General features: G+C 62.5%; 16 protein-coding genes. 11 read left to right on the top strand and 5 right to left on the bottom strand.

Features of this window, described 5'->3' with window-relative positions:
* The first annotated feature begins 458 nt into the window (after positions 1–458).
* Positions 459–3,431, top strand: a complete 2,973-nt coding sequence (locus tag XALGPE39_RS10020) for a TonB-dependent receptor (protein WP_235429784.1) — start codon at positions 459–461, stop codon at positions 3,429–3,431.
* 105 nt (positions 3,432–3,536) lie between these two features.
* On the opposite strand, the gene XALGPE39_RS15975 is transcribed toward XALGPE39_RS10020, so the two are convergent.
* The gene (locus tag XALGPE39_RS15975) at positions 3,537–3,698 is read right to left on the bottom strand and encodes a hypothetical protein (RefSeq protein WP_161795337.1); all 162 of its coding nucleotides are present in this window, start codon (positions 3,696–3,698) and stop codon (positions 3,537–3,539) included.
* Between the two features lie 63 nt (positions 3,699–3,761).
* Between XALGPE39_RS15975 and XALGPE39_RS16045 the strand changes: the two genes are divergently transcribed.
* From XALGPE39_RS16045 to XALGPE39_RS10065, 9 genes are all read left to right on the top strand, one after another.
* Positions 3,762–4,016 (top strand): hypothetical protein, encoded by a 255-nt coding sequence (locus XALGPE39_RS16045; RefSeq protein WP_045728056.1) that lies wholly within the window; start codon positions 3,762–3,764, stop codon positions 4,014–4,016.
* A gap of 34 nt (positions 4,017–4,050) precedes the next feature.
* Positions 4,051–5,964: a beta-galactosidase gene (locus XALGPE39_RS10030; RefSeq protein WP_045728057.1), complete on the top strand. Its 1,914-nt coding sequence runs from the start codon at positions 4,051–4,053 to the stop codon at positions 5,962–5,964.
* Positions 5,961–7,334 carry an APC family permease gene (locus XALGPE39_RS10035; protein WP_045729125.1) on the top strand — a complete coding sequence of 458 codons (1,374 nt, stop codon included), beginning with the start codon at positions 5,961–5,963 and terminating at the stop codon, positions 7,332–7,334. Before XALGPE39_RS10030 ends, XALGPE39_RS10035 begins: the two co-directional genes overlap by 4 nt.
* A complete protein-coding gene (locus XALGPE39_RS10040) occupies positions 7,331–8,266 on the top strand; it encodes a carbohydrate kinase family protein (protein WP_045728058.1) in 936 nt (311 codons plus the stop codon). Before XALGPE39_RS10035 ends, XALGPE39_RS10040 begins: the two co-directional genes overlap by 4 nt.
* The gene (locus tag XALGPE39_RS10045) at positions 8,241–9,671 is read left to right on the top strand and encodes a 6-phospho-beta-glucosidase (protein ID WP_045728059.1); all 1,431 of its coding nucleotides are present in this window, start codon (positions 8,241–8,243) and stop codon (positions 9,669–9,671) included. The genes XALGPE39_RS10040 and XALGPE39_RS10045 overlap by 26 nt, the downstream gene beginning before the upstream one ends.
* A 165-nt stretch (positions 9,672–9,836) precedes the next feature.
* On the top strand, positions 9,837–11,276 hold the full coding sequence (locus XALGPE39_RS10050) for a glycoside hydrolase family 125 protein (RefSeq protein WP_045729126.1): 1,440 nt from the start codon (positions 9,837–9,839) through the stop codon (positions 11,274–11,276).
* 50 nt (positions 11,277–11,326) lie between these two features.
* On the top strand, positions 11,327–13,669 hold the full coding sequence (locus tag XALGPE39_RS10055) for a GH92 family glycosyl hydrolase (RefSeq protein ID WP_045728060.1): 2,343 nt from the start codon (positions 11,327–11,329) through the stop codon (positions 13,667–13,669).
* 58 nt (positions 13,670–13,727) lie between these two features.
* On the top strand, positions 13,728–15,572 hold the full coding sequence (locus tag XALGPE39_RS10060) for a beta-galactosidase family protein (protein WP_045729127.1): 1,845 nt from the start codon (positions 13,728–13,730) through the stop codon (positions 15,570–15,572).
* A gap of 459 nt (positions 15,573–16,031) precedes the next feature.
* Entirely contained in the window at positions 16,032–17,291 is a 1,260-nt protein-coding gene (locus XALGPE39_RS10065; RefSeq protein ID WP_200893874.1) for an EAL domain-containing protein, read from the top strand.
* 9 nt (positions 17,292–17,300) lie between these two features.
* Here the strand turns inward: XALGPE39_RS10065 and XALGPE39_RS10070 are convergent, their stop codons facing one another.
* Positions 17,301–18,638: an alpha-L-fucosidase gene (locus XALGPE39_RS10070; RefSeq protein WP_235429785.1), complete on the bottom strand. Its 1,338-nt coding sequence runs from the start codon at positions 18,636–18,638 to the stop codon at positions 17,301–17,303.
* 152 nt (positions 18,639–18,790) lie between these two features.
* Here XALGPE39_RS10070 and XALGPE39_RS10075 point away from each other — a divergent pair, with 152 nt between their 5' ends.
* Entirely contained in the window at positions 18,791–19,879 is a 1,089-nt protein-coding gene (locus XALGPE39_RS10075; protein ID WP_045728061.1) for a sialidase family protein, read from the top strand.
* Positions 19,880–19,922: 43 nt separating this feature from the next.
* On the opposite strand, the gene XALGPE39_RS15700 is transcribed toward XALGPE39_RS10075, so the two are convergent.
* The 3 genes from XALGPE39_RS15700 to XALGPE39_RS10085 form a co-directional block, all read right to left on the bottom strand.
* Entirely contained in the window at positions 19,923–21,986 is a 2,064-nt protein-coding gene (locus XALGPE39_RS15700) for a hypothetical protein (protein ID WP_152624876.1), read from the bottom strand.
* A gap of 211 nt (positions 21,987–22,197) precedes the next feature.
* Positions 22,198–22,947 carry a copper homeostasis protein CutC gene (locus XALGPE39_RS10080; protein ID WP_045728062.1) on the bottom strand — a complete coding sequence of 250 codons (750 nt, stop codon included), beginning with the start codon at positions 22,945–22,947 and terminating at the stop codon, positions 22,198–22,200.
* Positions 22,944–23,999 (bottom strand): N(4)-(beta-N-acetylglucosaminyl)-L-asparaginase, encoded by a 1,056-nt coding sequence (locus XALGPE39_RS10085; protein ID WP_045728063.1) that lies wholly within the window; start codon positions 23,997–23,999, stop codon positions 22,944–22,946. Before XALGPE39_RS10085 ends, XALGPE39_RS10080 begins: the two co-directional genes overlap by 4 nt.
* Between the last annotated feature and the right edge of the window lie 128 nt (positions 24,000–24,127).

Here is a 24,127-nt window from a genome sequence, read left to right on the forward strand (position 1 = left end):
ATCGGTGCGATGCACCGATGCGCTTTGCGTCGAATGCCGCGCACGCAGTGCCGGCATTTTCCCAGGTCGCACCAAGGGTGATGCTCTATGCCATGCAGCCGTCGCAACCCTGATGCATGTATCGCCGGACATTCGGCGCTGTCTGTGCCGTCCATGCGCTCATCGTGCTGCTGCCGGAGCCATGACGCATGACGCGCCGCTACAAATTGAGCGCGTTACGTTCCCGCTCCAAATGCATCGCCGGCTACTCGCCGCCATACCGTTGATTCCCGTCTAGCGGTTCGCCCATCCGGCAGAGCCGTTACGTCGCTCGCCTGCATCTTCGGTACACATGCCCTCTGTGGGCGTGCTGGTGCTGTGTGCGTCGCATCCGCACAGCGCCTGGCTCCAACGCAATGTATCCGGCGCATCGCCCGTGGCGAATGCGTCTGCATCGATCACGATCAGCGAGGTCACACGTGACACATCACACGCAGTACAAGCGCGAAGCGTTGTTCGCCGCCCTTTTGACCATCATCAGCATCAGCGCCACATCGCCGGCACTGGCGGGCAACGTGGAAGGCAACCTCAAGGAGCGCAGCAGCGGCAAACCCGCCGCGCGTGCGCGAGTGAGCATCGTCGGCACCGCATTGAGCACGCTCGCCGATGCGCAAGGCAACTTCGTCATCGCCGACGTGCCCGCGGGACAGTACACATTGGCGTTGGATTATCCAGGCTTCAGCGCGCCGCAAACCACCGTGAACGTGGGCGACAACGGCAGCGCAACGGTGTCGATCGCACTGGACGAAGCCAAACAGTTGCAGGCGATCAGCGTGGTCTCCAACCGCTACGACGCCAGCACGCTGAAGATGAACGCATCGAACACGGTAGACGTGCTCTCCGCCGACGATCTCGACCACACCGCCGTGCACAACGTTGCCGAGGCGCTGGGACTGATCGCCGGCATCAACATCACCTACACGGGCTCTGGCTACTTCGGCGGCGTCGATGGCGCGGCGCGCGGCGAAGGCATGTTCGCTTCGGTGCGTGGACTGCCGTCGGAATACAACGTCAACCTAATCAATGGCGTCACCGTCGCCCAGGGCATGCCGTACAGCCGCAGTGTGCAGTTGAGCCTGCTCCCGCCTTCAGGGCTGCAGACCATCGTCGCCAACAAAACCTCCACCGCCGACATGGACGGCGATGCGATCGGCGGCACGCTGGATTTCCGCACGCCCACCGCTTACGACCACAAGCAGACCAGCAGTGGTAGCGTCACCGTCAGCGGCCGTGTGGAAAGCCGCGCCCGCGACTACGGCAATGACGGTCTTGGTGGCGGACTCGCGGGCGAGTTCCAGCATAAGTTCGGCGACGCGCAGCAGTTCGGGTTCTATGCCAGCGGCTACTACGACTACCGCACCTCGACCAACAGCGAAGTGGCCGCGGCCACCAGCGCACTCAACGACGGCTCCTGGCGGTTCCTGCACGCCAATGCCGACGGCACCAACGCCGCCGGCAACGCCCCGCAGGACAACCTGACCAGCACCGGCATGAACGTCGGTGTGGTCGCCGGCTGGGAACGCCGCTACGGCGGCAACGCCGCCTTCGACTGGAACGTGGACGACACGCTATCGCTGTATGCACGCGCCACTTACGCCTATGCGCAAACCGATCAAGGCACCACCTTCGTGCAATTGCTGCCGCAGAACGTGAGCTATGTGCCAACCACCAGCGCCGGCGTGTATGCGCCTAACATCGGCCGCATCGCCACGCGGTTCTGGTATGAAACCAATCCGGAAATCGCCGACCTGGCGACGTTCCAGGTCGGCGCGCGCAAGAACGTCGGCAACTGGACCCTGTCGCCGAATCTGTTCTACAGCGTTGGCGACAACGACCGCCCCGACCACGTCGAGATCGATGGTCGCCAAGACAAATTCAGCCAAAGCAACTACGCCTATTCCGGCAGCAGCCTGATGCACTACGGTCGTGGCGCGTTCCCATACCCGCAACTGACTCCGGCGCTGCTGGCGCAGGTCAACGCCATTGGCTCGATGTACGCGGGCAGCTACGGCGAGCTGACCAAGATCTACTCCGGGCAGAAAAAGGGCGGCGCCAAGTTCGACGCGCGCTACGACTTCGCCGACGGCGCGCTTCACGCGCTGCAGTTCGGCGTGAAGTACAGCGAAAGCCGTCGTCACTACAGCAACCGCGACTGGTCGACCGGCAGCGTGCCAGACACCAGCACGCTTGGCGACCTTGGCATCTTCAATGGCAACTACGCGGCGATCTTCCCCGGCAAATATCACTGGGTCACGCCGCGTGTCAGCGAGGGCGCGGTGGCGCATGTGATCGCCTCGCATCTGAGCGACGATGATCTGGACACTTGTGGCAGCACGTTCTACGTCAACAACTGGAACTGCAATACGATGCGCGGCACCGAAGCGGTCAGCGCCGCCTATGCCATGGCCACCTTCGCCTTCGGCAACCTGGAAGTGGTACCCGGACTGCGTTTGGAGCACACCAGTATCCATAATCGGTTCTGGGTGACACCGAGCGATGCGAACGGCAACGAGCAGATCGGCTACTTCGCCAGCAACCACACTCATTACGACGAGCCGCTGCCCAGCGTGTTCCTGACCTGGCGCCCGGACAGCCATGCCACTTACCGTGCCGCGCTGTGGACCAGCTACACGCGGCCAGCATTCGTGCAACTGGGTGGCGGCAGCGAGATCAACATCTCCAACGGTGTCACCACCATCACCCAAGGCAATCCCGACCTCAAGCCCATCACATCGACCAATCTGGATCTGTCCGGCGAATGGTCCACCAACAACGGCGGCTTCTTCTCGCTTGCCGGCTTCTACAAGCGTCTGCGCAATTACATCTACGATGCGGGCGCCAGCCAGGCCAATGCCAGCACCATCGGCAGCGGCACCGTGCTGTACCAGATGCCGACCAACGGCGGCGATGGCCGTGTCTACGGCGTGGAAGTGAGTGCGCGCCAGCGCTTCCAAAATCTACCGGCACCGTTGGATGGACTGGGTATCAGCGCCAATGCCACCCGCCAACGCGCTCACGCCGATCTGGGGATGACCGGCTTCGGCAACGAGCAGATGCAGTCGGCACCCAATGCGATGGCCAACCTGGAACTGTTCTACGAGCGCTCGCGCTTCTCGGTGAACCTGAGCTACCACTTCAGCAGTTCCTATCTGCTGGGCTATGACTTCCTGCACCAAGGCGCGCCATGGGACGACCTGTGGGCAAGACCAACCCGGCGGGTGGATCTGCATGCTGGATATCACTTCGACAACGGAGTGAGTGTGGATCTGTCGATCTCCAATCTGACCAAGCAATACAGCTACTGGGCGCACGTGGGTCGTCGCAATCTGGCGGTGTCGGACATCGTCGATGCTGGCATGACCACGCTGTTGACTGTGAAGTACGCGTTTTAGGACGCGGCGACGTGCGCGATCAGGCATTACTGGAGGGTGCTGCCATGGTCTCCGCGAGAGAGGGGGGACGTGGGTGGCGGGGCTCCAGGTATATGTTCGCCGGTGTTAGCGTTGCAGCAGGGATTTGCGTTTTGGCCAGTTTTTTTGCTGGTTTTTACTTGTACTTGCGTCAGCACCGGCAAGAGCGAAAGCAAGAGCAAGAGCTTTCGCCATTGGGCGAGTCACTTTTCTTTGCTTGTGCAAAGAAAAGTAACCAAAAGAAAACACACCCCGCCTCCGCGCCCCCTACGGGGGTCCGCTCCGCCAACGGGATTTTCGGACGGGGCATCCATGCCCCGACCGAAAACGACGCCCTTCCATGGGCGTCGCCCCTACAGGGTATTCCCCGATGGCGACGCCGCTACGGAAGGGACCCCAGAAAAACAACAGCAACAGCAACAGCAAAAGAAAAACAACGGCAACGGCAACGGCAACGGCAACGGCAACGGCAACGGCAACGGCAACGGCAACGGCAGTCATGTTGCGGTACGCGACACGGCAATTCTTTCAGTCAATCAGTTTCGCCATGTCGGCTTGTTCACTTAATGCGGCTTTGCCATCTGCGATGCGGAGGGATGCAATGAAACGACGGACGTTCTGCCGCTTCGGTTTGCTCGCGCCGTTCGGGCTGACGGTAGCACCAGCAGTGCATGCGTTGGCTCCATCGCCGGTCCCGATACCAGACGGAGGAGCGCATGCGTTCGGGTTCGCGCAAGGACAGTTCACGCTGGATGGGCAGCCATGGCAAATCCGCAGTGGGGAATTGCATCCTCTGCGGATCGCGCGGGCCGACTGGCTGCATCGCATCCGCATGGCCAAGGCGATGGGACTGAATACGATCGCGCTGTACCTGATGTGGAATGCGCTGGAAATTGCACCCGGACAGTTCGACCTGGACAGTGAGGAACGCGATTTCGTCGGTTTCATCCGCCTGTGCCAACAAGAAGGTCTCTGGGTGTATCTGCGGCCTGGTCCCTATGTCTGTGCAGAATGGACCTTGGGTGGATTGCCACCGTATCTGCTGCGCGAGCCGGATATCCGCCTGCGTGATCGCCACGATGCACGCTACATGGCGGCAGTGACGCGCTACATCGACGCAATTGCGCCGCGTATCGCGCCACTGATGATCAGCGCCGGCGGGCCGGTGCTGATGCTGCAAATCGAGAACGAGTACTGCATGTCCGGCAGCGACACCGGCTATCTGCAAGCGCTGGCGGCGCTGTGGCGCGCACATGGCATCGACGGGCCGTTCTCTCTCGCCGAAGGACTCAAGGATCTGCGCCGACGCAAGGCCGTGCTGGCCGGCGCCGCACTGGGGCTGGACGGTCCCGATCTGCACGATCTGCACGCGGCCAGCGCATTCGCCGGACAGGCGCCAGTCTGGGTATCGGAAGGCTACCCTGGCTGGCTGACGCATTGGGGCGATGCGCAGTTCGCGCACCGCGACTATGCGCCACTGCTGCACCGAATCGCCAACGCCGGTTACTCGTTCAACCTGTACGTGGTGCACGGCGGCACCAACTTCGGCCTCAATGCCGGTGCCAATGCCCAAGACGATGGCTCGCAATTCCAGCCGGTGCTCACCAGCTACGACTACGGCGCGCCGATCGACGAGGCTGGCCGTGCCACGCCGGCCTACTTCGCACTGCGCCGCATCATTGGTGCGCGCACCGACACGCCGCTACCGCCAGTACCGGCAGCGCCATTGCGTGCGCACTTCGCCACAGTGCAGGCACAGCCGCTGGCCGCGTTGTGGGACAACCTTGGCACGCCATTGCACGCCGAACAGCCGAGCGACAATCAACGTTTGCTCGGCCAGAACCAGGGCCTGGTGCTGTACCGGCGGCGGATCGGTGCCGGACAGGCGTTACATCTGGGCCAGGTTCACGACTATGCCGTGGTGCATCTGGACCAACGCGAGATCGGGCATGTCTCACGGATGCATCACCCGCGTCTGCACAGTACGCCGCAATTTCGCCTGCCGGATGCTGGCGCGCACGACCGCGAGCTGGAGGTGCTGGTCGATAGCTTCGGCCATATCCACTTCGGCCCAGCACTCGGCGACCGCAAGGGCCTGCTCGGCCCGGTACACCTGGACGGCACTCAATTACGCGACTGGCAGGTGTACGGGCTGCCGCTGGACACGGACCCCACCCCATCGCTGCGCACGCTGCAAAGGCCAGCGCAACGGCCGGGACTGTTCTTCGCCGCCGAGATCGTACTGGACCACATCGGCGACATCCATCTGGATATGCGCGATTGGCGCAAAGGCTATCTGTGGGTCAACGGCCGCCTGCTCGGCCGTTATTGGGAGATCGGCCCACAGCACTGTTTGTACTGCCCCGGCGCCTGGCTACGACGCGGCGCCAATCAGGTCCTGGTGCTGGACCTGCACCGTCTGCACGCCACCTCCATTCGTTGCGCCGATCGCTTGACCCCCACGGCGATGACCGATGGCTCTTTCCACAGCGAACAGGAATGCGCATGTTCATGACCTCATGCACGCCCATCACCACGTCCTCGTCCTCCAGCGCACAGGACGCACCGCTACGTGCGCTGGGATTCTGGAGCGCGCTCTCGGCCAATCTGCTCAACATGATCGGGATCGGCCCGTTCATCACCATCCCGTTGGCATTGTCGGCGCTGGCAGGTCCGTCGGTGCTGCTGGGTTGGCTGGTCGGCGCATTGCTGTGTCTGTGCGACGGACTGGTTTGGGCGGAACTGGGTGCCGCCATTCCACGTTCGGGCGGTCCGTACCACTATCTGCGCGAGGCCTACGGTCGCGAACGCGCCGGGCGCTTGTTCGGCTTCCTGTATCTGTGGCAGACGCTGCTGACCGCGCCGCTGTCAGTGGCCGCAGCGGCGGTCGGCTGCGCGCAGTACCTGGCATTCCTGGTGCCCGGTCTCAGCCATGCGGCACTCAGCGCAATCGCGATGGCACTGTGCCTGTGCAACACCGCGCTGCTGTATCGGCAAGTGCGCTCGGTGCAGGTGCTATCTCTACTGGTCAGCGCGGTGGTGATCGCGGCCTGCCTCTGGATCGTTCTCAGCGGAGCGCTGCACTTCGACCCTGCGCTGATGCGCGACTTCCTGCATGCGCGGCCTACCTCACCGCACGGCTTCTGGCTCGGCTTCGGCACGGTCGCGCTGATCGCGGTGTACGACTACGGCGGCTACAACAACGTGTGCATGCTCGGCGGCGAGATCCGCAAGCCACGTCGCACCATTCCGCGTGCGGTCCTGATCTCGATCCCGATCGTGGCGGTGCTGTACCTGAGCTTGAACGCGACTTTGCTCGGCGTGCTGCCGTGGCGTCAGGCAGCGCAGTCCAAGGCGGTGGTGGCAGACTTCATGCAAGCCATCTACGGCCACGCCGGCAGCACCGTCGCGGTGGCGCTGATCGTGCTCGCCAGTTGGGGCTCGGCCTTGGTGGTACTACTGGGCTATTCGCGCGTGCCCTATGCGGCGGCGGCGGCCGGTCAGTTCTTCAGCGTCTTCGCGCGACTGCATCCACGCGGGCGCTTCCCCACGGTCGCGCTGCTCTTCGTGGGCATCACCTCGGCGCTGGCCTGCCCGCTGTCGCTGGACGATCTGATCGCCACGCTGATGGTCATCCAGATTCTGTTCCAATTCCTGGCGCAGTGTCTGGCGGTGGTGCTGCTGCGGCGACGTCCGCACCGCCACGTCAGCTTCGCGATGCCGCTGTATCCATGGCCACTGTTGATCAGCGTCTGCGGCTGGTTATATCTGCTGGCCAGTAGTCCGCTACCGCGTCTGCTGGCGGCGGTGCTGGTGCTGTGCGCGGGCATCGCGCTGTATCTCCTGCAAGCCAAACGCGAGGCAACATGGCCCTTCCAGAGATGAAAACAACCGATGTGGTGGTGGTCGGCGAGGTCTATCTCGACCACATCTTCAGCGGCTTCGAACGCTGGCCTGGGCCAGGTGAGGAAGCACTGGCACAGCACTATCACCGCGAACTCGGCGGCGGCACCATCAACACGGCGTGCGGCTTGGCGCGGCTCGGTCGCCGGGTCGGGATGATCGGTGCAATCGGGTCAGGCGACCGCGCCTGGTTCGCGCAGCGTCTGCGCGATTTCGGTCTGGATACCGAGGGCCTGATCGACAGCCCACTCGGCACCGGCGTCACCGCCAGCGTCTCGCTGCGCGAGGACCGCACGTTTTTCACCTATCCCGGTGCCAACGCCGCATTGGAGCCGCTGCTACGCAGCGAAGCCGCATTGGCCGCGATGCGCGCAGCACGGCATGTGCATTTCGCCATGCCGTTGCCGCCGAGCTTGGCGCACACACTGCTGCCGCAACTACGCGCGGCCGGCTGCAGCACCTCGCTGGACGTGGGCTTCGCTCCGGCCTGGTTGGCCGACACAGCCAACCATGTCACTTGTCGCGCAGTCGATTACTTCCTGCCGAACCAGAAAGAAGCCGCACTGGCCGGCTGCACCAATGACGAGGCGAGCGCCTACCTGGCCTGGACCCGTGCACTGGGCTTGACGCAAGTGGCGATCAAACTCGGCGCGGCTGGCGCATGCGTCATCGATGCGACCGGCACGCGGCAAGTGGCGGCGCCGACGGTCGCGGTGCGCGACACCACCGGCGCTGGCGATGCCTTCGATGCCGGCTTCATCGACGCACTACTGGAGCGCGAACCACTGCACGCTTGTGCGCAACGCGGCTGTCTGTGCGGCGCCGCTTGCTGCACCGCGCTCGGCGCGCTCGACGGCTTACCCGATTCCCACCACCTCAGGAGTTTCCATGAGCAGTTCCTCTCCCAATCGTAAAGTCGCCCTGATCGGCGGTGGCGGCGTGCGCGCGCCACTGGTGGTGTATGGGATCAACGACGCCGCCGCCGCGCTCGGTGCGCGCGAACTCGTACTCTACGACCCTGATCAGGATCGTCTGGCGCTGATGGTCGCACTGGGGCGGGCGGTCGTGGCCGAGTTCGGCGGCGAACTGCAGGTGAACGCGGCCAATTCGCTGGAATCGGCGATCGAAGGCGCGCACTTCGTGCTCAACAGCATCCGCGTCGGCGGCATCGCCCAGCGCGCGTCAGACGAACGCACGATCATCCGCCACGGCTACTCCGGCCAGGAAACCACTGGCCCCGGCGGTGTGGCCAAGGCATTGCGGACCGTACCGGTGGCGATCGAGCAGGCGCGGCTGGTCGAACGACTCAGTCCCGACGCCTGGCTGGTCAGCTTCACCAACCCGGCCGGTTTGATTACCCAGGCCATCAGCCGTCACACCCGCGCACGTGTGGTCGGCATCTGCGACACGCCGGTGGAACTGTTCCACAACATCGCCCGCGCGCTCGGCGAACCGGCACAGGACGTGGACTGCGAGTACGTCGGGCTCAACCACCTGGGCTGGATCCGTTCGGTGCGCCTGCGCGGAGAGGACATCACCCAGCGCGTGCTGGCCGACGACACCATCCTGCGCCAGCTCTATCTGGCGCCGCTATTCGACTTCGACATGCTGCGGGCGCTGCAACTGATCCCGACCGAGTACCTGTACTTCTACTACGAACGCAGCCGTGCGCTGGAAAACCAGCGCGCCAGCGGTGCCAGCCGCGGCGGCGAGATCGAGCGTCTCAACCAGGCGCTGGTCGCCAACTTGCACAGCCGCTTGAACGCCGGCGACGGCAGCGGCGCGGTGCAAACCTACGCGGCCTATCTCGCGCAACGCTCCGGCTCCTACATGAAACTGGAAGCCGAAGCCGGCTCGGCCTTCGCCGCGGACATCGCACCGCAGCCAGATCCATTCCGCGCCAGCACCGGCTACCACCGCATCGCCGTGGACGTCATGAGCGCGCTGACCGGCGCACGCCCTGGACAGCACGTGGTCAACGTGCGCAACCAGGGCTGCATGGCGGAACTGGCCGACGACGATATCGTGGAAATTTCCTCGACCATCGAGCACGACCGGATCACCCCGCGTCCGGCGCGACCGCTGCCAGACGCGGTCCACGGCTTGGTGCGCACCGTCAAGGCCTACGAGCATGCCGCCATTGATGCCGCGCTGAGCGGCAGTCACCTGGACGCATGCAAGGCCATGCTGCTGCATCCGGCCATCGGCGAATGGAGCCCGGCACGGCGATTGCTGGAGGAACTGTTCGGCCACGCCGACGGCGATGCCCACGACCTCGGCACTGGAGCGATGCACTGGCACACGCAGCGCCATCGTTAAGCGAGCGATTGTGCGATCGCAGGATGCACTGCGCGGCCACACATTGTAAGGTCGTCGCAAATTGGTACGTTATAGGTACCATCACAATGTGCATGCCCGACCGGGTCCGCCGCAATGGCAGGCCCGGTCCGCAAGTGCATGCTGACTTTCGAGAGCGTCCAGGCAATGCCAACCCGTCGCGATATCCTTCACTGCATCGGCGCCAGCGCCGGTGCCGCCCTGCTGAGCGGGGCACTCCCTGCCCTTGCCGCGCCCCCGACACAGTCTCTGCCCAGCAAGCGCCCACCGCCGGGCAAGCGCCGCTTCGTCAGCGCCACGGTGGAAAAACACCTGCGCCGCATCAAAGCCGACATCGCTGATCCGCACCTGGCCTGGCTGTTCGAAAACTGCTATCCCAACACCCTCGACACCACGGTGGAAACCGGCACCCGCCACGGCAAGCCGGACACCTTCGTCATCACCGGCGACATCGAGGCGATGTGGCTGCGCGACTCTTCCGCGCAAGTGCACCCATACATCCCGCTGGCCAAGCACGATCCGGCGCTGCGGCGCATGTTTCATGGCCTGATTCAGCGCCAGGCCGCGTGCATCCGCCTGGACCCCTATGCCAACGCGTTCCTGCCCGACGGCACCAGTCAACGCTTGAAGTGGTCGGTCGCCGACATCACCGAAATGAAACCCGGCGTCGGCGAGCGCAAGTGGGAAGTGGATTCGCTGTGCTATCCGATCCGCTTGGCGCACGCGTACTGGCGCGCCAGCGGCGATACCGCACCGTTCGACGACGACTGGCGCGAGGCGATGCGCGTGGTGGTGGACACCTTCCGCGCACAGCAGCGTCTGCATGGTCGCGGCCCATACAGCTTCCAGCGCCCCTCGCCGCTGGCGAGCGAGACCCTGGTGCTGGACGGCTACGGCCACCCGACCCGGCCCAACGGCATGATCCATTCGATGTTCCGCCCCTCCGACGACGCCTGCGTGTATCCGCTGTTCGTCCCGGCCAATCTGTTCGCGGTGACCTCCCTGCGGCAGTTGGCGACGATGAGCGACAGCCTGCACCACGATGCCGACTTCGCGACGCAATGCCGTGCCCTCGCCGACGAGGTCCAGACCGCCACACGTCGCTTCGGGCAGATGCGCGATGCCGACGGCCAACCGTTCTGGGCCTACGAAGTGGACGGCTACGGCAACCAGTTATTCATCGACGACGCCAACGCACCGGGCCTGCTGAGCCTGGCCTATCTGGACTGCTGCGACCGCCGCGATCCACTGTTCCTGCGCACCCGCGCATTGGCCTGGAGCGAGCGCAACCCGTACTTCTACCGTGGTCGCGCCGCCGAAGGCATCGGCAGCCCGCACAGCGGGCTGGGCACGATCTGGCCAATGTCACTGATGCAATACGCGCTGGCCAGCGACGACGACACGCAGATCCGCCAGTGCCTGCAATGGTTGAAGAACACCGATGCCGGCAGCGGGTTCATGCACGAGTCCTTCGACAAGGACGATCCTGCACACTTCACGCGTCCCTGGTTCGCCTGGGCCAACACCATGTTCGGCGAACTGATCCTCGATCTGCACCAGCGCAAGCCGCATCTGTTGCAAGCCTGACCCAGCTCCTCCCGTTTTCTTCGCAACACACTTTCACGAAGGACAGCACCATGGCCACACGACGCGGTTTCCTGCAGGGCGCCATCGCCCTGGCCCTGTTCGGCAGCAGCGGCATCGCCCGGCTGGCGCAGGCGCGCGCCGGCAACTACGCGCTACCGGCCGACGCGCGCGCCAAGGCCGAACTCACCCGCCATGTCGATGTCTTCATCGGCACCGGCGGTCACGGCCACACCTTCCCCGGCGCGACGCTGCCGTTCGGCATGGTGCAGCTGAGCCCGGACACTTACAACGCCGTGTGGGACGCGTGTTCGGGCTACCACGCCGACGACGGTTCGATCATGGGCTTCTCGCACACCCACCTGTCCGGTACCGGCATCGGCGACATGCTCGATGTGCTGTTGGTGCCGGCCACCGGCAAGGTGAAATTGGTGCCGGGCCCACTCGACGATCCCGACGCCGGCTACCGCTCGCGCTACGACCATGCCGACGAAGCCGCTTCGCCCGGCTACTACCGCGTGCGCCTCAAGGACAGCGGCGTGCACGCCGAGCTGACCGCCACCGCACGCGCTGGCCTGCACCGTTATCACTTTCCCGCTGGCAAACCGGCGCATCTGCTGCTGGATTTCTGCCATGGCATGCAGGACAAACCCGGCATTCCCACCCGCATCAGCGACGCGCAATTGCGCATCGTCGATCAGCAGACCGTGACCGGCGGTCGCCGCGTTTACCAATGGGCCAAAGGCCGCTACATCTACTTCGCACTGCGTCTATCGCGGCCGTTCGCCACCGCGCAGTTGTATTCCGACGACAAACCGCTGGCCGCCTCCGCGCAACAGGCCGACGGCACACATCTGAAACTCGCGCTGCACTATCCCGACGCCGCCAACGCGCCGTTGCTGGTCAAGGTCGGCCTCTCCGCGGTCAGCGCGGAGAACGCGCTGGCCAACCTGGATAGCGAATTACCCGATTTCGATTTCGCCCGCGTACACGCCGCCGCCGTGGCCGCGTGGGAAAAAGAACTGGGGCGAGTGCGCATCGACAGCGACGACGACGCGCAGCGGCGCATTTTCTACACCGCGCTCTACCACAGCCTGCTCGCGCCCAGCCTGTTCAGCGACAGCGACGGCCGCTATCGCGGCATGGATCTGCAAATCCACCAGGCACCGGCCGGCTACCACAACTACAGCACCTATTCGCTGTGGGATACCTACCGCGCGCTGCATCCACTGCTGACCCTGGTCCAGCCCGAACGTGTCCCGGATCTGGTGCAGTGCCTGGTGCGCGGGGCCAACGAGTGCCCGCAAGGCGTCGGCATCTGGCCGCTGCAAGGCGTGGAAACCGACTGCATGATCGGCTATCACTCCGCCGTGGTGCTGGCCGAGGCGCATGCCAAGGGGTTTAAAGGCATCGATTGGAAAGCAGCATGGCCGGCATGGCGTAAGCGTGCGATGGACGACGACGTGCATGGCCTGGGGCTGTATCGCCAACTGGGCTACATCCCCTGCGACAAGGTCGACGAATCCGCCAGCCGCACACTGGAATTCGCTTACGACGACTGGGCCGTGGCGCACCTGGCCGATGCCGCAGGCGCCCACGAGGACGCGCAACGCCTGCGCGCACGCTCGCGCAACTACCGCAACGTGTTCAACCGCGACAGCAATTTCGTACAGCCGCGCCTGAGCGACGGCCACTGGGCCACGCCGTTCGACCCGCGCGCGATGGGCCACAGCAAACGCTGGCGTGACTTCACCGAATCCAACGCCTGGCAGGCCACCTTCCTCAACCAGCACGATCTGTACGGCTACATGGACCTGTTCGGTGGCCGTGACCACTTCGTCGCCAAACTCGACGAACTGTTCTCCACCAGTTCGGCACTGCCCGCCGACGCACCACCGGACATCGACGGCATGGTCGGCCAGTACGCGCACGGCAACGAGCCCAGTCACCACGTCGCCTACCTCTACGCCTACGCCGGGCAGCCCTACAAAACCCAGGCAATGGTGCGGCGGCTGCTGCGCGAGCAGTACCACGACGCACCCAACGGCCTATCGGGCAACGAGGACTGCGGACAGATGAGCGCCTGGTTCGTGCTCAGTGCGCTGGGCCTGTATGCGGTCGATCCGGTCAGCGCCACCTACGTGCTCGGCAGCCCGCTGTTCAAGCGTGCCGAACTGGATGTCGGCCACGGCCGCACCCTGCGCATCGTCGCCCACGGCAACAGCCCGACCAATGTGTACATCCAACGCGCGCGCTGGAACGGCAAAACGTACACGCGCAGTTGGCTGCGCCACGGCGATCTCGCCGCTGGCGGCACCCTCGAACTGGACATGGGGCCGACCCCCAACACCAGCTTCGGCGCCGCCAAGGACGACCTGCCGCCCTCCTTCGCCTGACGCCCACTGCGGGCGCGGCACCCACCATCCCCTTCGCGATTGCCGGAGACTGCCTATGTTGCTGCCTCGCCCCATCTCCACCCTTGCCCTGTCGCTGCTGCTGTCATTCGCGGCATCCGCCCAGCCGATGCACACGCCAACCTGGCCGACGGTTTCCACCCAGGGCGATCACTTCACCCGCGACGGCAAGCCCTACCAGATTATCTCCGGCGCCATCCACTTCCAGCGGATTCCCCGCGCCTACTGGAACGACCGCCTGCAAAAAGCCCGCGCCATGGGCCTGAACACGGTGGAAACCTATATTTTCTGGAATCTGATCGAACCGCGTCCTGGTCAGTTCGACTTCAGTGGCAACAACGACATCGCCGCCTTCATCGATGCCGCCGCCGCGCAGGGCCTCAACGTGATCCTGCGTCCGGGCCCTTACGTGTGCGCCGAATGGGAAGCCGGCGGCTATCCAGCATGGTTGTTCGCCGAACCGGGCATGCGCGTGCGCAGCCAGGATCCGCGCTTCCTGGCCGCCAGCCGGGCCTACCTCGATGCGCTCGGCGCGCAGGTCAAGCCACGACTCAACGGCAACGGCGGCCCGGTCATCGCCGTGCAAGTGGAAAACGAATACGGCTCCTACAACGACGACCACGCCTACATGCGCGCCAACCGCGCCATGTACGTCCAGGCCGGCTTCGACAAAGCCATCCTGTTCACCGCCGACGGTGCCGACGTGCTCGCCAACGGCACCCTGCCCAATACCCTGGCGGTGGTGAACTTCGGCCCCGGCGACGCCAAAACCGCCTTCCAGACCCTGAGCAAGTTCCGCCCCGGGCAACCGCAGATGGTGGGCGAATATTGGGCAGGCTGGTTCGATCAATGGGGCGACAAACATGCCGCCACCAACGCCGCCAAACAAGCCAGCGAGTTCGAATGGATCCTGCGCCAGGGCCACTCCGCCAATATCTACATGTTCGTCGGCGGCACCAGCTTCGGCTTCATGAACGGAGCCAACTTCCAGAAGAACCCCACCGACCACTACGCCCCGCAGACCACCAGCTACGACTACGACGCGGTGCTGGACGAAGCCGGACGTCCCACGCCCAAATTCGCCTTGTTCCGCGACGCCATCGCCCGCGTCACCGGCATCCAGCCGCCAGCGCTGCCCGCGCCGCAACACTTCGCCGAACTGGCGGACACACCGCTGCGCGAATCGGCCTCGCTCTGGGACAACCTGCCAGCGGCAGTCGCCACCACCGACATCCCGCAACCGATGGAACACTACGGCCAGGCCTACGGCTACATCCTCTATCGCACGAGCGTCACCGGCCCGCGCAAGGGCAGCCTCTACCTGGGCGAGGTACGCGACTATGCGCGCGTCTACGTCGATCACGCGCTCGCCGGCAGCGCCGACCGCCGCCTACAGCAGGTCGCCGTGGACGTGGACATTCCCGCCGGCACCCATACGCTGGACGTGCTGGTCGAAAACGGCGGCCGCATCAACTACGGCACGCACCTGCCCGACGGTCGCGCCGGCCTGGTCGACCCGGTGCTGCTTAACGGCAAGCCCCTGACCGGCTGGCAGACCTTCCCGCTGCCGATGGACGACGCCAGCAAACTCCACGGCTGGACCACCGCCAAGGTGAACGGCCCCGCTTTCCACCGCGGCACGCTCAAGATCACCGCCCCGGCCGATACCTTCCTGGACATGCGCGCATTCGGCAAAGGCTTTGCCTGGGCCAACGGCCACAATCTTGGTCGCCACTGGAACATCGGCCCGCAACGCGCGCTGTACTTTCCAGCGCCATGGCAACGCCAGGGCGACAACAGCGTGATCGTGTTCGATCTGGACGACAGCCGGCATGCAAGCGTGCGCGGGGTAAAAACGCAGGTGTGGAGTTCGCCTGGCAACTAACTAAATCGGCTATGATCCCCCGGCCTCGCGACTCGCGCGGCCGGGTGTACGACGGGCCGATGCCGACGCTTACAGCGCTGCGGCCACCGGCAGACGCCATCGGCAGCGTTAAGACCGTCCTGCAATTCATCTCCCATTGCAGGACCGGTCGCGCCTGAAACACCCGACGACTCCGCGTTTTTGCCCAGCTCGCGCATGCTCAAACCCAAGCTGCGTCAGCCTCTGCGGCGCACGGAATCGCCGCTAACCGGCGAACCGAGCAGCTGACGCCCGTGACGTATATGTGATCTGCGTCAAAATTTTCGCTGATAAAGTTACTCAAAGACTCCAATCGCCTGCGGCCAGGAATCACACGGCGTCATCGCAATCTCCCGCCTGTCTTCAATCCGCAACGCGCCTCCCCCTGATCGTGCTTCTTATCCTATGAAAATGATTGACTCCCTAGACGACGCAGGCCAGTTGGCCAATTTCTTCGAACATTCCATGGGAGCCTCCGGACTGGACCGGGTACTGGGGGTGGTCAGGCGTCACCTGTCGATGGACGTGGCCTTCGTGTCGCGCTTCCAGGGCGATACGCGAATTCTCGATCACGTCGACTGCGAAGCATTTCCACTGCTCAAACGCGGACAGTCCATCCCAATGGATACGGGCTACTGCATGAAGGTGGTGAACGGAGAATTGCCAGAGTTCATCCCCGACACAGCGCATATTCCCGCCGCCATCGCCATCCCGGAAACGCACGCCATTCCCATTGGCTCTCACCTCAGCACCCCCATCGTCCTGGAAGACAAGCGTGTGTTCGGGACGCTGTGCTGCTTCAGCCACCGCCCCGTCCCCTCGCTCACCGAACGCGACATGGACATGCTGCGTGCGTTCTCCGAGTTCCTCGGTTTCTATTTCGACAGTGTCGAGCGGCAGAAACGCGAGCAAGAATCCGTGGCCCAGGATATCCATGCGGCCATTCAGAACGACGCCCTGAGCATCGTGTTCCAGCCGGTGTATGGCATCGCGAAACCGCACGTGCATGGCTTCGAATGCCTGTCGCGCTTCAACATGCAGCCTGCCCGTTCACCGGACAAATGGTTCAACGCCGCCCACAGCGTCGGGCTCGGCCTGGAGCTGGAACTGCATGCCATCGAAAAGGCATTGCAGGAACTAACGCGATTCCCGGACAACATCTCGTTCAACCTCAATTGCTCGCCGGAGCTGATCATCTCCTCCAGGCTACTGCCGCTCCTGCGCGGCGTGAATGCCTCACGGATCGTGCTGGAAATCACCGAGCATGCCATCGTGAATGATTATGCGGCGTTGGTGGAAGCATTGAAGCCTGTGCGAGAACTGGGCGTGCGCGTGGCCGTAGACGATGCCGGCGCGGGTTATTCGAGCATGCGGCATATCCTCAACCTGCAGCCGGACTTCATTAAACTCGACATCAGCCTGACCCAGTCCATCGACCACGACCGGCACCGCAAAGCCCTCGCCAAAGGATTGATCAACTTCGCACACGAAATCGGCAGCGAAGTCGTCGCCGAAGGCGTCGAAGCGGCCAGCGAACTGGAAACGCTGCAGCAATTAGGCGTCGATTATGCGCAAGGTTATTATCTAGCCAAGCCCATGCAACGTGACGATGCGATTCGGCTCGCGCACCAACACTTATCAGACGCCACACGCCACACCAGGGACACAGCCGAACAAGTGCTGGTCAATACCTGCAATTGACCTACTGGCTCAACGCGCGGCGGTAGCGCCGACATCGAACAATTGAAACTCGCGAATATGTGCCGCATCCACGCTGGATAGGATGTTCAAACGCACACGCGAGGCGGTGACCGCAGGGAAGTGATCGATCTTCATATGGCCGATTGCCTGCGCCTGCGCCACCTTGACCCAGGCGCCATCGCGAAAAACTTCCACTGCGTATTTCTGCACCAATTGGCCATCGTTGAGCCACTCCATCGACAACGCGGTATCGAATGTCACCGGCTGTTTGAACTGCAACTCGATCGTGGCGTGATGCGAGCCGGCAGGTGCGCTCCAGAACGTATCGCGATCGCCATCGACCGCTGCGACGATTGCGTCGTCGGCCTTGAGTCGGCCGCGCACCAAATTGCGCTCGGCACCGTAACGCGCTTGCAGTGCCTGCCCCATTTGCTCGAGTCGTTCGACATCGGCCTGTGGCAATAGGCCGTGCCTGTCCGGAGCGATACCCAGCACCAATTGCCCGCCACGGCCGACGCTGTCTTCCCAAATCTGCACCAGCTCATCCACGCTCTTGAGCGTCTGATCGCTATTGGGATGCCAGAACCACTGTAATTTATGCAGCGGCGTATCCACCTCGACCGGACGCCAGCGCAGGACGCCATGACGATCGATCGTATTCCAGTTCTCGCCTTCGATTGCGCCGGCCTCGTTACCGACCCAGCGCACGTCGCCATACTCGAACAGCGCGGTATCGGCGAACACCATGGTATTGGCCTGATAGGTCCGCAGCTCTTCCAGATACTTGTCGAAGTTGTAGACGTGACCGGCACTACCGGCGCCGTCCAGCCACCACTCGGTCAGCGGACCATAATGCAACGCCAGGTCCACCAACTGCGCGGCGTAGAATTTGTCATAGGCCTTGGAATCGGCGTACTTGGGTTCGTGGCGATCCCACGGCGACAGATAAATGCCGAAACCCATGCCTTGCTTGCGCACCGCCTCACTGGTCATTTTCACTAAATTGCCATGACCGCCCAGCCACGGACTCTGCTTCACGGAGTAGGCACTCTCCTCGGTCGGCCACAGGGCGAAACCGTCGTGATGCTTGGCGACCAGAATCAGATACTTGGCACCGGCCGCCTTGGACGCGCGTGCCCACTGTGCCGGGTCCACCCGATCCGGAGCGAACACCTTGGCACTGGCGGTGCCGTCGCCCCACTCGCGATCCAGGAAGGTGTTGGTGCCAAAATGCACGATCACACCGAATTCCAGATCCTGCCAGGCCACTTGCTGAGGCGAAGGTTTGACCTCGGCGAAATTCTCGGCCAGCACATGCGCTGCGGCCAGAGCGGTCAGAGCAAGCACGGCCAAGCAGCGGAACGGAAAAAGCGCACGGTGCGGCATCACAGATCCTCTCAATCATCGCGCAAACAGACGGCACTGCGAGCGCCGCATGCATATGGTATTCAATTGATGATACATAGGTATCCCCACACTCCGGCACAGGACCGGACCACATGAAGTCTCGCACGCTGTTTTCCCTGCTATCGCTGTTTGCCCTGCACGCCGTCGCCGCCCCTGCGACTCCCGCACCACCTGCGGCCACGCGCTCGCCGATCATGTACAGCGAGTTCGTCAACGCCAAACCACCGACCGCGCAATGCCATGCCTCCACCCTTGTGGAAACTGGTGATGGCCTACTGGCGGCGTGGTTCGGCGGCCAACACGAAGGCGCCGACGACGTGGGCATCTGGGTCGCGCGGCGCGACGCACACGGCTGGCAGCACGCACAACGCGTGGCCGATGGGGTGCAAGCGCAAGGCAAGCCGTTGCCGGCGTGGAATCCCGTACTGTTCCAACCGGCGCATGGGCCGCTGCGGCTGTTCTACAAAGTCGGTCCTGACCCGAAGGGCTGGTGGGGCATGCAGATCACCTCCCCCGATGGCGGCCACCACTGGTCGGCACCACAGCGTTTGCCCACCGGCATCCTTGGCCCGATCAAGAACAAACCCGTGCAACTGGTGGACGGCCGCATCCTCAGCCCCAGCAGCAGCGAGGACGCTGGCTGGGTCGCGCACATGGAATGGTCCAACGACAACGGCGCGCACTGGACCCGCGGCCCGGCCATGAACGATCCGGCCAAAATCGGCGCCATCCAGCCCAGCGTGCTGGTGCATGCGGACGGGCGCTTGCAAGCCATCGGCCGCAGCCGACAAAACCACGTCTTCAGCACTTGGTCGCGCGACGAAGGCAAGACCTGGGAACCGATGACCCTGCTTGAGCTGGCCAACCCCAATTCCGGCACCGACGCGGTGGTGCTGGCGGATGGTCGCTCGCTGTTGGTCTACAACCCCACCGAAGCCGGCAAGGACTGGTGGGACGGTCGCGGCATCCTGGCCGTCGCCCTATCGAACGACGGCCTGCACTGGACCCGCGTGCTGACCCTGGAAAACAGCCCCAAGGACGAATTCTCCTACCCGGCGGTAATCCAGACCCGCGACGGCCAGATCCATATCAGCTACACCTGGAAGCGCACGCGCATCAAGCATGTGGTGTTGGATCCGAAGCGTTTAGGCTTCGCCAGTAGGCGGGGCGATGGAGCGTAATGGCTACCTAGGGATATTCACTGAATTTTTGAGATCTCCCTGCCTACAGATCACGGTGCAACCAACTGCCTTGCCAAAAAAATTCATGCAACTGACTGTCGATCCCGACATAATCGACCCTGTATATTCCATCTGCATCCGTATACCCAAATGGATCGGAATTTACTGGAACCGCCCCATCAATCAAGTTCATATCTTCTGAAACCCACTGACCATCAGTCAAGGTCAACAGATGAACGTGATGATCGACACCTTGATATAACAATTTTGTTTCGTCACCCACCATACACCCCGAGGGAGAGCCCAGCGCAGCAACCACACCAGGAGTGTTTTTGGAGCTAGTGTCCTGCCATCCCGCACTTCCCTGAAGCAACTGATGAATTGCACCATTGATATCACGATAGATTACTCGCGCGCTTCCATTTTTATCTACAAAAGGAAATGGATCTTCTACGGATGAAGAAGCTCCTGGCGTCGCCGTCATATTCCAGGCCTGCCAGCGCCCACCCCAAAAGAAGATTTCAATAATTTGATCACCTACTGCTCGGTAAATTACGCGATCTGTATCGCCAGTTTGATATCCAGCCGGACTCCCCAAGGCAGCCGGAAGATTATTCGCCCCGACTAGAGCCGTAAGGTCACTTTTCATCCATCCCGCCGAATTTAGACGAGCCTCATACACATGACCGATAATGTCTCGGAAATAGACTCGAACACTACCATCTGTTGCGGCATATGCGCGCGGAGCGCTGAATGCGTCAGGGAAGCCAAGCGCTACACTCATGTCCCATATCTGCCATGATCCGTTTGCATTGAATGCTTCGAAGATGTGATGATTACTTCCAAGAAAATAAATTCTCCGTACTCCTTGGCTATTTATTGCCGAGGGATCGGCCATAGCAAGTGAAGTCCCAACCTGCATAAGCACAGGCCCCAAGGAATTCAGAGTCGCGGAAAGGCCATATATATTACCCGAACCATCTCTAAATACTACAATTGGAATGTTTTTATCTAGCAAAGATGGCTTACCCATCGCCTCATGCGGAGTAAAAGCAGCCACCCTAATATTACCCACAACCATGCCTAGTTGACTATACGACACATCCCCACACTTCTCCGCGCCAGCCTTACATGGATCGTAAACCTCTCCATTTACATTAATAAGCTTGACAGAATATTCAATTGGATTTTTCGAAAGAGCCTGATACTTCGGGAATTTTGAAGCCACATCGTTCCGCATCATAATTAGCTGTTCTGGCGCCAAACGAAAATGCACCTTACTCGGCGAGAATGTCCCCACTTGAAAATGCATGGAGTCAGACATCCGTGTAATCCAATGCGGAGCATCCAAACCTGCATTCACGAGAGGCAATTCCGTAGTCCCTGTACCATCAGGAATAGTCTCTTCTTTTACGGCCCCATTGATATCTGGACCCGCATATCCGACTGAGATACTAAAAGCACAATCATTACCACAGCCCCCACTGGTATCAGTTACTATCAATTGAAAATAGGCCTGTGAATGCGCGCCTGGACCAGCCCCAATGTAATTAACCCCAGTATCAAATGAAACATCCAATATCTGGGAAGCATTCGAGAACAGCTTTGCATAAGGCGGCTCTTGATACCAACACCCTAAATTTGCAGACAAAGATCCATTTGCAAGCGGAGTGGCATCATTTTGTGTATTCATCCAGAATCCCGCCCATCTCCCAATCATTTGCTCACCGGACTTCCCGTAAGCATCAATGTGAGCGCGCTGCCCACTTATCAAATCGGCCATGCTCAGGCCGGTATATTCCGACATGCGCCAGTGAACAATTGGAATCAGGGAAGAACTTGATACTATTCGCCACGAATCATGAAGAGTATATGCATTATCCGATGGAATGCCCACATCCGTAACCACCGAATCTATCGAACTACCATCCACTAAGGGTTGATAAAATGGAAGAGAAAGAAAGGGAGACGACGAAGGCAATTTCGGATCCTGTCGCAATTTTAAACACTGGATCATCTTCGCCGCATTACCATTATTTACTGCACATGCTGAATTTACAAGAAAAAACGCCATCCAAAGACATGTAAGAAACCTTAACCAATACACATCAAACTCCTTTTATTAATAGATCACCCATAAAACCTCTGGACAGGCGAACTGATACTCCCAGGAGTCATTGAGACTAATGCCTCAACCACCACGACTTTCCCGGAGGCTGTTTGGCTTGAGTCACGCCAAGTTGGCATAACCGCGATATCACGCCAGACCACTGAAAGCTAAAGAACAAACACACCAACGCGCACGCCCCAGCAAGCCACTATCCGACTTGCGTCTCCTGCAACAGCGCCACCATTCGCCGCACCCGCGCCACATCGGTCTGCAGGCGATCACCGCCTAAGCTACGCACATGCGGATGCGTCGTAAGCGCCCGCGATGCCAATGGCCCGCGCGCGGACCCATGAAATTCGCGCGCGCCCGTGCGTGCACGCAATTGCGCCAGATTGGCATCAGTGACGCCCGCACCTGGCATCACGCTCAGCCGCATGCCGGCCTGCTGCACCAACTCGGCGATCAAGGCCGCGCCCTCTTCCGCCGTCTCGCGCGCGCCAGAGGTCAGCACGCGCTCACAACCCAACGCGATCACGTCCTCCAACGCACGCCGGGGATAGGCGCTGACGTCGAAGGCACGGTGGAAGGTGACGCCCAACGGACCAGCGGCGGCGATCAGTTCGCGCATCGTCGCCATGTCCACCTCACCGGATGGATCCAGCGCACCCAACACCACGCCGTCGCAGCCAAGCCGCACGCACTGCTCCACGTCGCGGCGCATCGCCTCGACTTCCGCCTCATCGAACACGAAGTCGCCCACGCGCGGGCGAATCAGCACGTACAACGGAATCCGCAAGCGATCGCGCACCACCGCCAGCGTGCCGAAGGATGGGGTCAAGCCGCCCCCATCCAGCCCGCCGCACAATTCCACCCGTATCGCGCCACCGGCCTGTGCGGCCAACGCCGAGCCAATCGCATCGGCGGCCACTTCCAGGCCCGGCATCGTGGGCCGGCTCATGCCCCCGGCTCGGCGAAATGACTCTGCCCCGGCAACAACAGATCCTGCCGCTGCGCATCGCAGACCGCGTAGGTGAAACCAGGCTGGATCGCGAACGCGCCGACCTCGCCGCGTCGGTTCATCGCCAGGAATCCCACTTGCAATTCGCGCGTGAGCTGCGGTTTGCGCCGCACGATACGCATCACCACCTCGCGACACGCCTCGGCCGGACTCTTGCCCTGCCGCATCATTTCCACCACCGCGAAACTGCCGACATTGCGGATCACCTCTTCGCCGACGCCGGTGGATGTCGCCCCGCCCACCTCGTTGTCCACGTACAAGCCAGCGCCGATGATCGGGCTATCGCCGACCCGCCCGTGCATCTTCCACGCCATACCGCTGGTGGTGCAGGCACCGGACAAATTGCCGTGCGCATCCAACGCCAGCATGCCGATGGTGTCGTGATTGTCCTTGCCACCGGGCAGCGTGCCGCGACGATAGGCGTGGTTCTCGATGTTGGCTTCCGGCGCGTAGTGCGAGGTCTTCAGCCATTCCTTCCACGCCTGTTCTGCCGCAGGCGTCAGCAACGTGGTGCGCTCGAATCCCTGCGCCAGCGCGAACTGCCGCGCGCCCTCCCCAACCAGCATCACATGCGGGGTTTTTTCCATCACCCGCCGCGCCACCGAGATCGCGTGCACGATGTCCTCCAGCGCCGCGACCGCGCCGCAACTGCCGGTGTGGTCCATGATGCAAGCGTCCAGCGTGACCCGGCCATCGCGGTCGGGATAACCACCCAGCCCGACGGTGTGATTGTCCGGGTCCGCCTCCGGCACCCGCACCCCGGCTTCCACCGCATCCAGCGCCGTACCGCCACGGGCCAGCACCTGCCACGCGGCCTGATTTGCCGGCACACCAAAATCCCAAGTCGAGATCACCCGCGCCGCGCCGCGCGGCAGTGGCGCGACACCGGCCTTGGCCTTGGCCGCAGCGCGCGCGCCAGGCAACACACCGCCCACCCCAGCGGCCAGGGCACCGAAAGCGGCGGTTTTCAGGAAATGACGACGTTCGTGCATTGATCAACTCCAGCGCGGCAATGGACAGGCGCCGCGCGGCAATCGCACGCGGCCAAGCGCGCATCATGCGATAGAGTGGCGCAGGATTGAATGGGCAATTGCGGCATCCAATCACCCGCGATGGACAA

The sequence above is a fragment of the Xanthomonas sp. GPE 39 genome (assembly GCF_000963005.1).
Classification (GTDB): domain Bacteria; phylum Pseudomonadota; class Gammaproteobacteria; order Xanthomonadales; family Xanthomonadaceae; genus Xanthomonas_A.

Excerpts from the sequence above, each read along its gene's own strand:
- XALGPE39_RS10080 (WP_045728062.1), bottom strand. The coding sequence starts at position 22,947 with ATGAGCCGGCCCACGATGCCGGGCCTGGAAGTGGCCGCCGATGCGATT.
- XALGPE39_RS10055 (WP_045728060.1), top strand. The coding sequence starts at position 11,327 with ATGGCCACACGACGCGGTTTCCTGCAGGGCGCCATCGCCCTGGCCCTG.
- XALGPE39_RS10040 (WP_045728058.1), top strand. The coding sequence starts at position 7,331 with ATGAAAACAACCGATGTGGTGGTGGTCGGCGAGGTCTATCTCGACCAC.
- XALGPE39_RS16045 (WP_045728056.1), top strand. The coding sequence starts at position 3,762 with ATGCCCCGACCGAAAACGACGCCCTTCCATGGGCGTCGCCCCTACAGG.
- XALGPE39_RS10050 (WP_045729126.1), top strand. The coding sequence starts at position 9,837 with ATGCCAACCCGTCGCGATATCCTTCACTGCATCGGCGCCAGCGCCGGT.
- XALGPE39_RS10035 (WP_045729125.1), top strand. The coding sequence starts at position 5,961 with ATGACCTCATGCACGCCCATCACCACGTCCTCGTCCTCCAGCGCACAG.
- XALGPE39_RS10085 (WP_045728063.1), bottom strand. The coding sequence starts at position 23,999 with ATGCACGAACGTCGTCATTTCCTGAAAACCGCCGCTTTCGGTGCCCTG.
- XALGPE39_RS10075 (WP_045728061.1), top strand. The coding sequence starts at position 18,791 with ATGAAGTCTCGCACGCTGTTTTCCCTGCTATCGCTGTTTGCCCTGCAC.
- XALGPE39_RS10045 (WP_045728059.1), top strand. The coding sequence starts at position 8,241 with ATGAGCAGTTCCTCTCCCAATCGTAAAGTCGCCCTGATCGGCGGTGGC.
- XALGPE39_RS10030 (WP_045728057.1), top strand. The coding sequence starts at position 4,051 with ATGAAACGACGGACGTTCTGCCGCTTCGGTTTGCTCGCGCCGTTCGGG.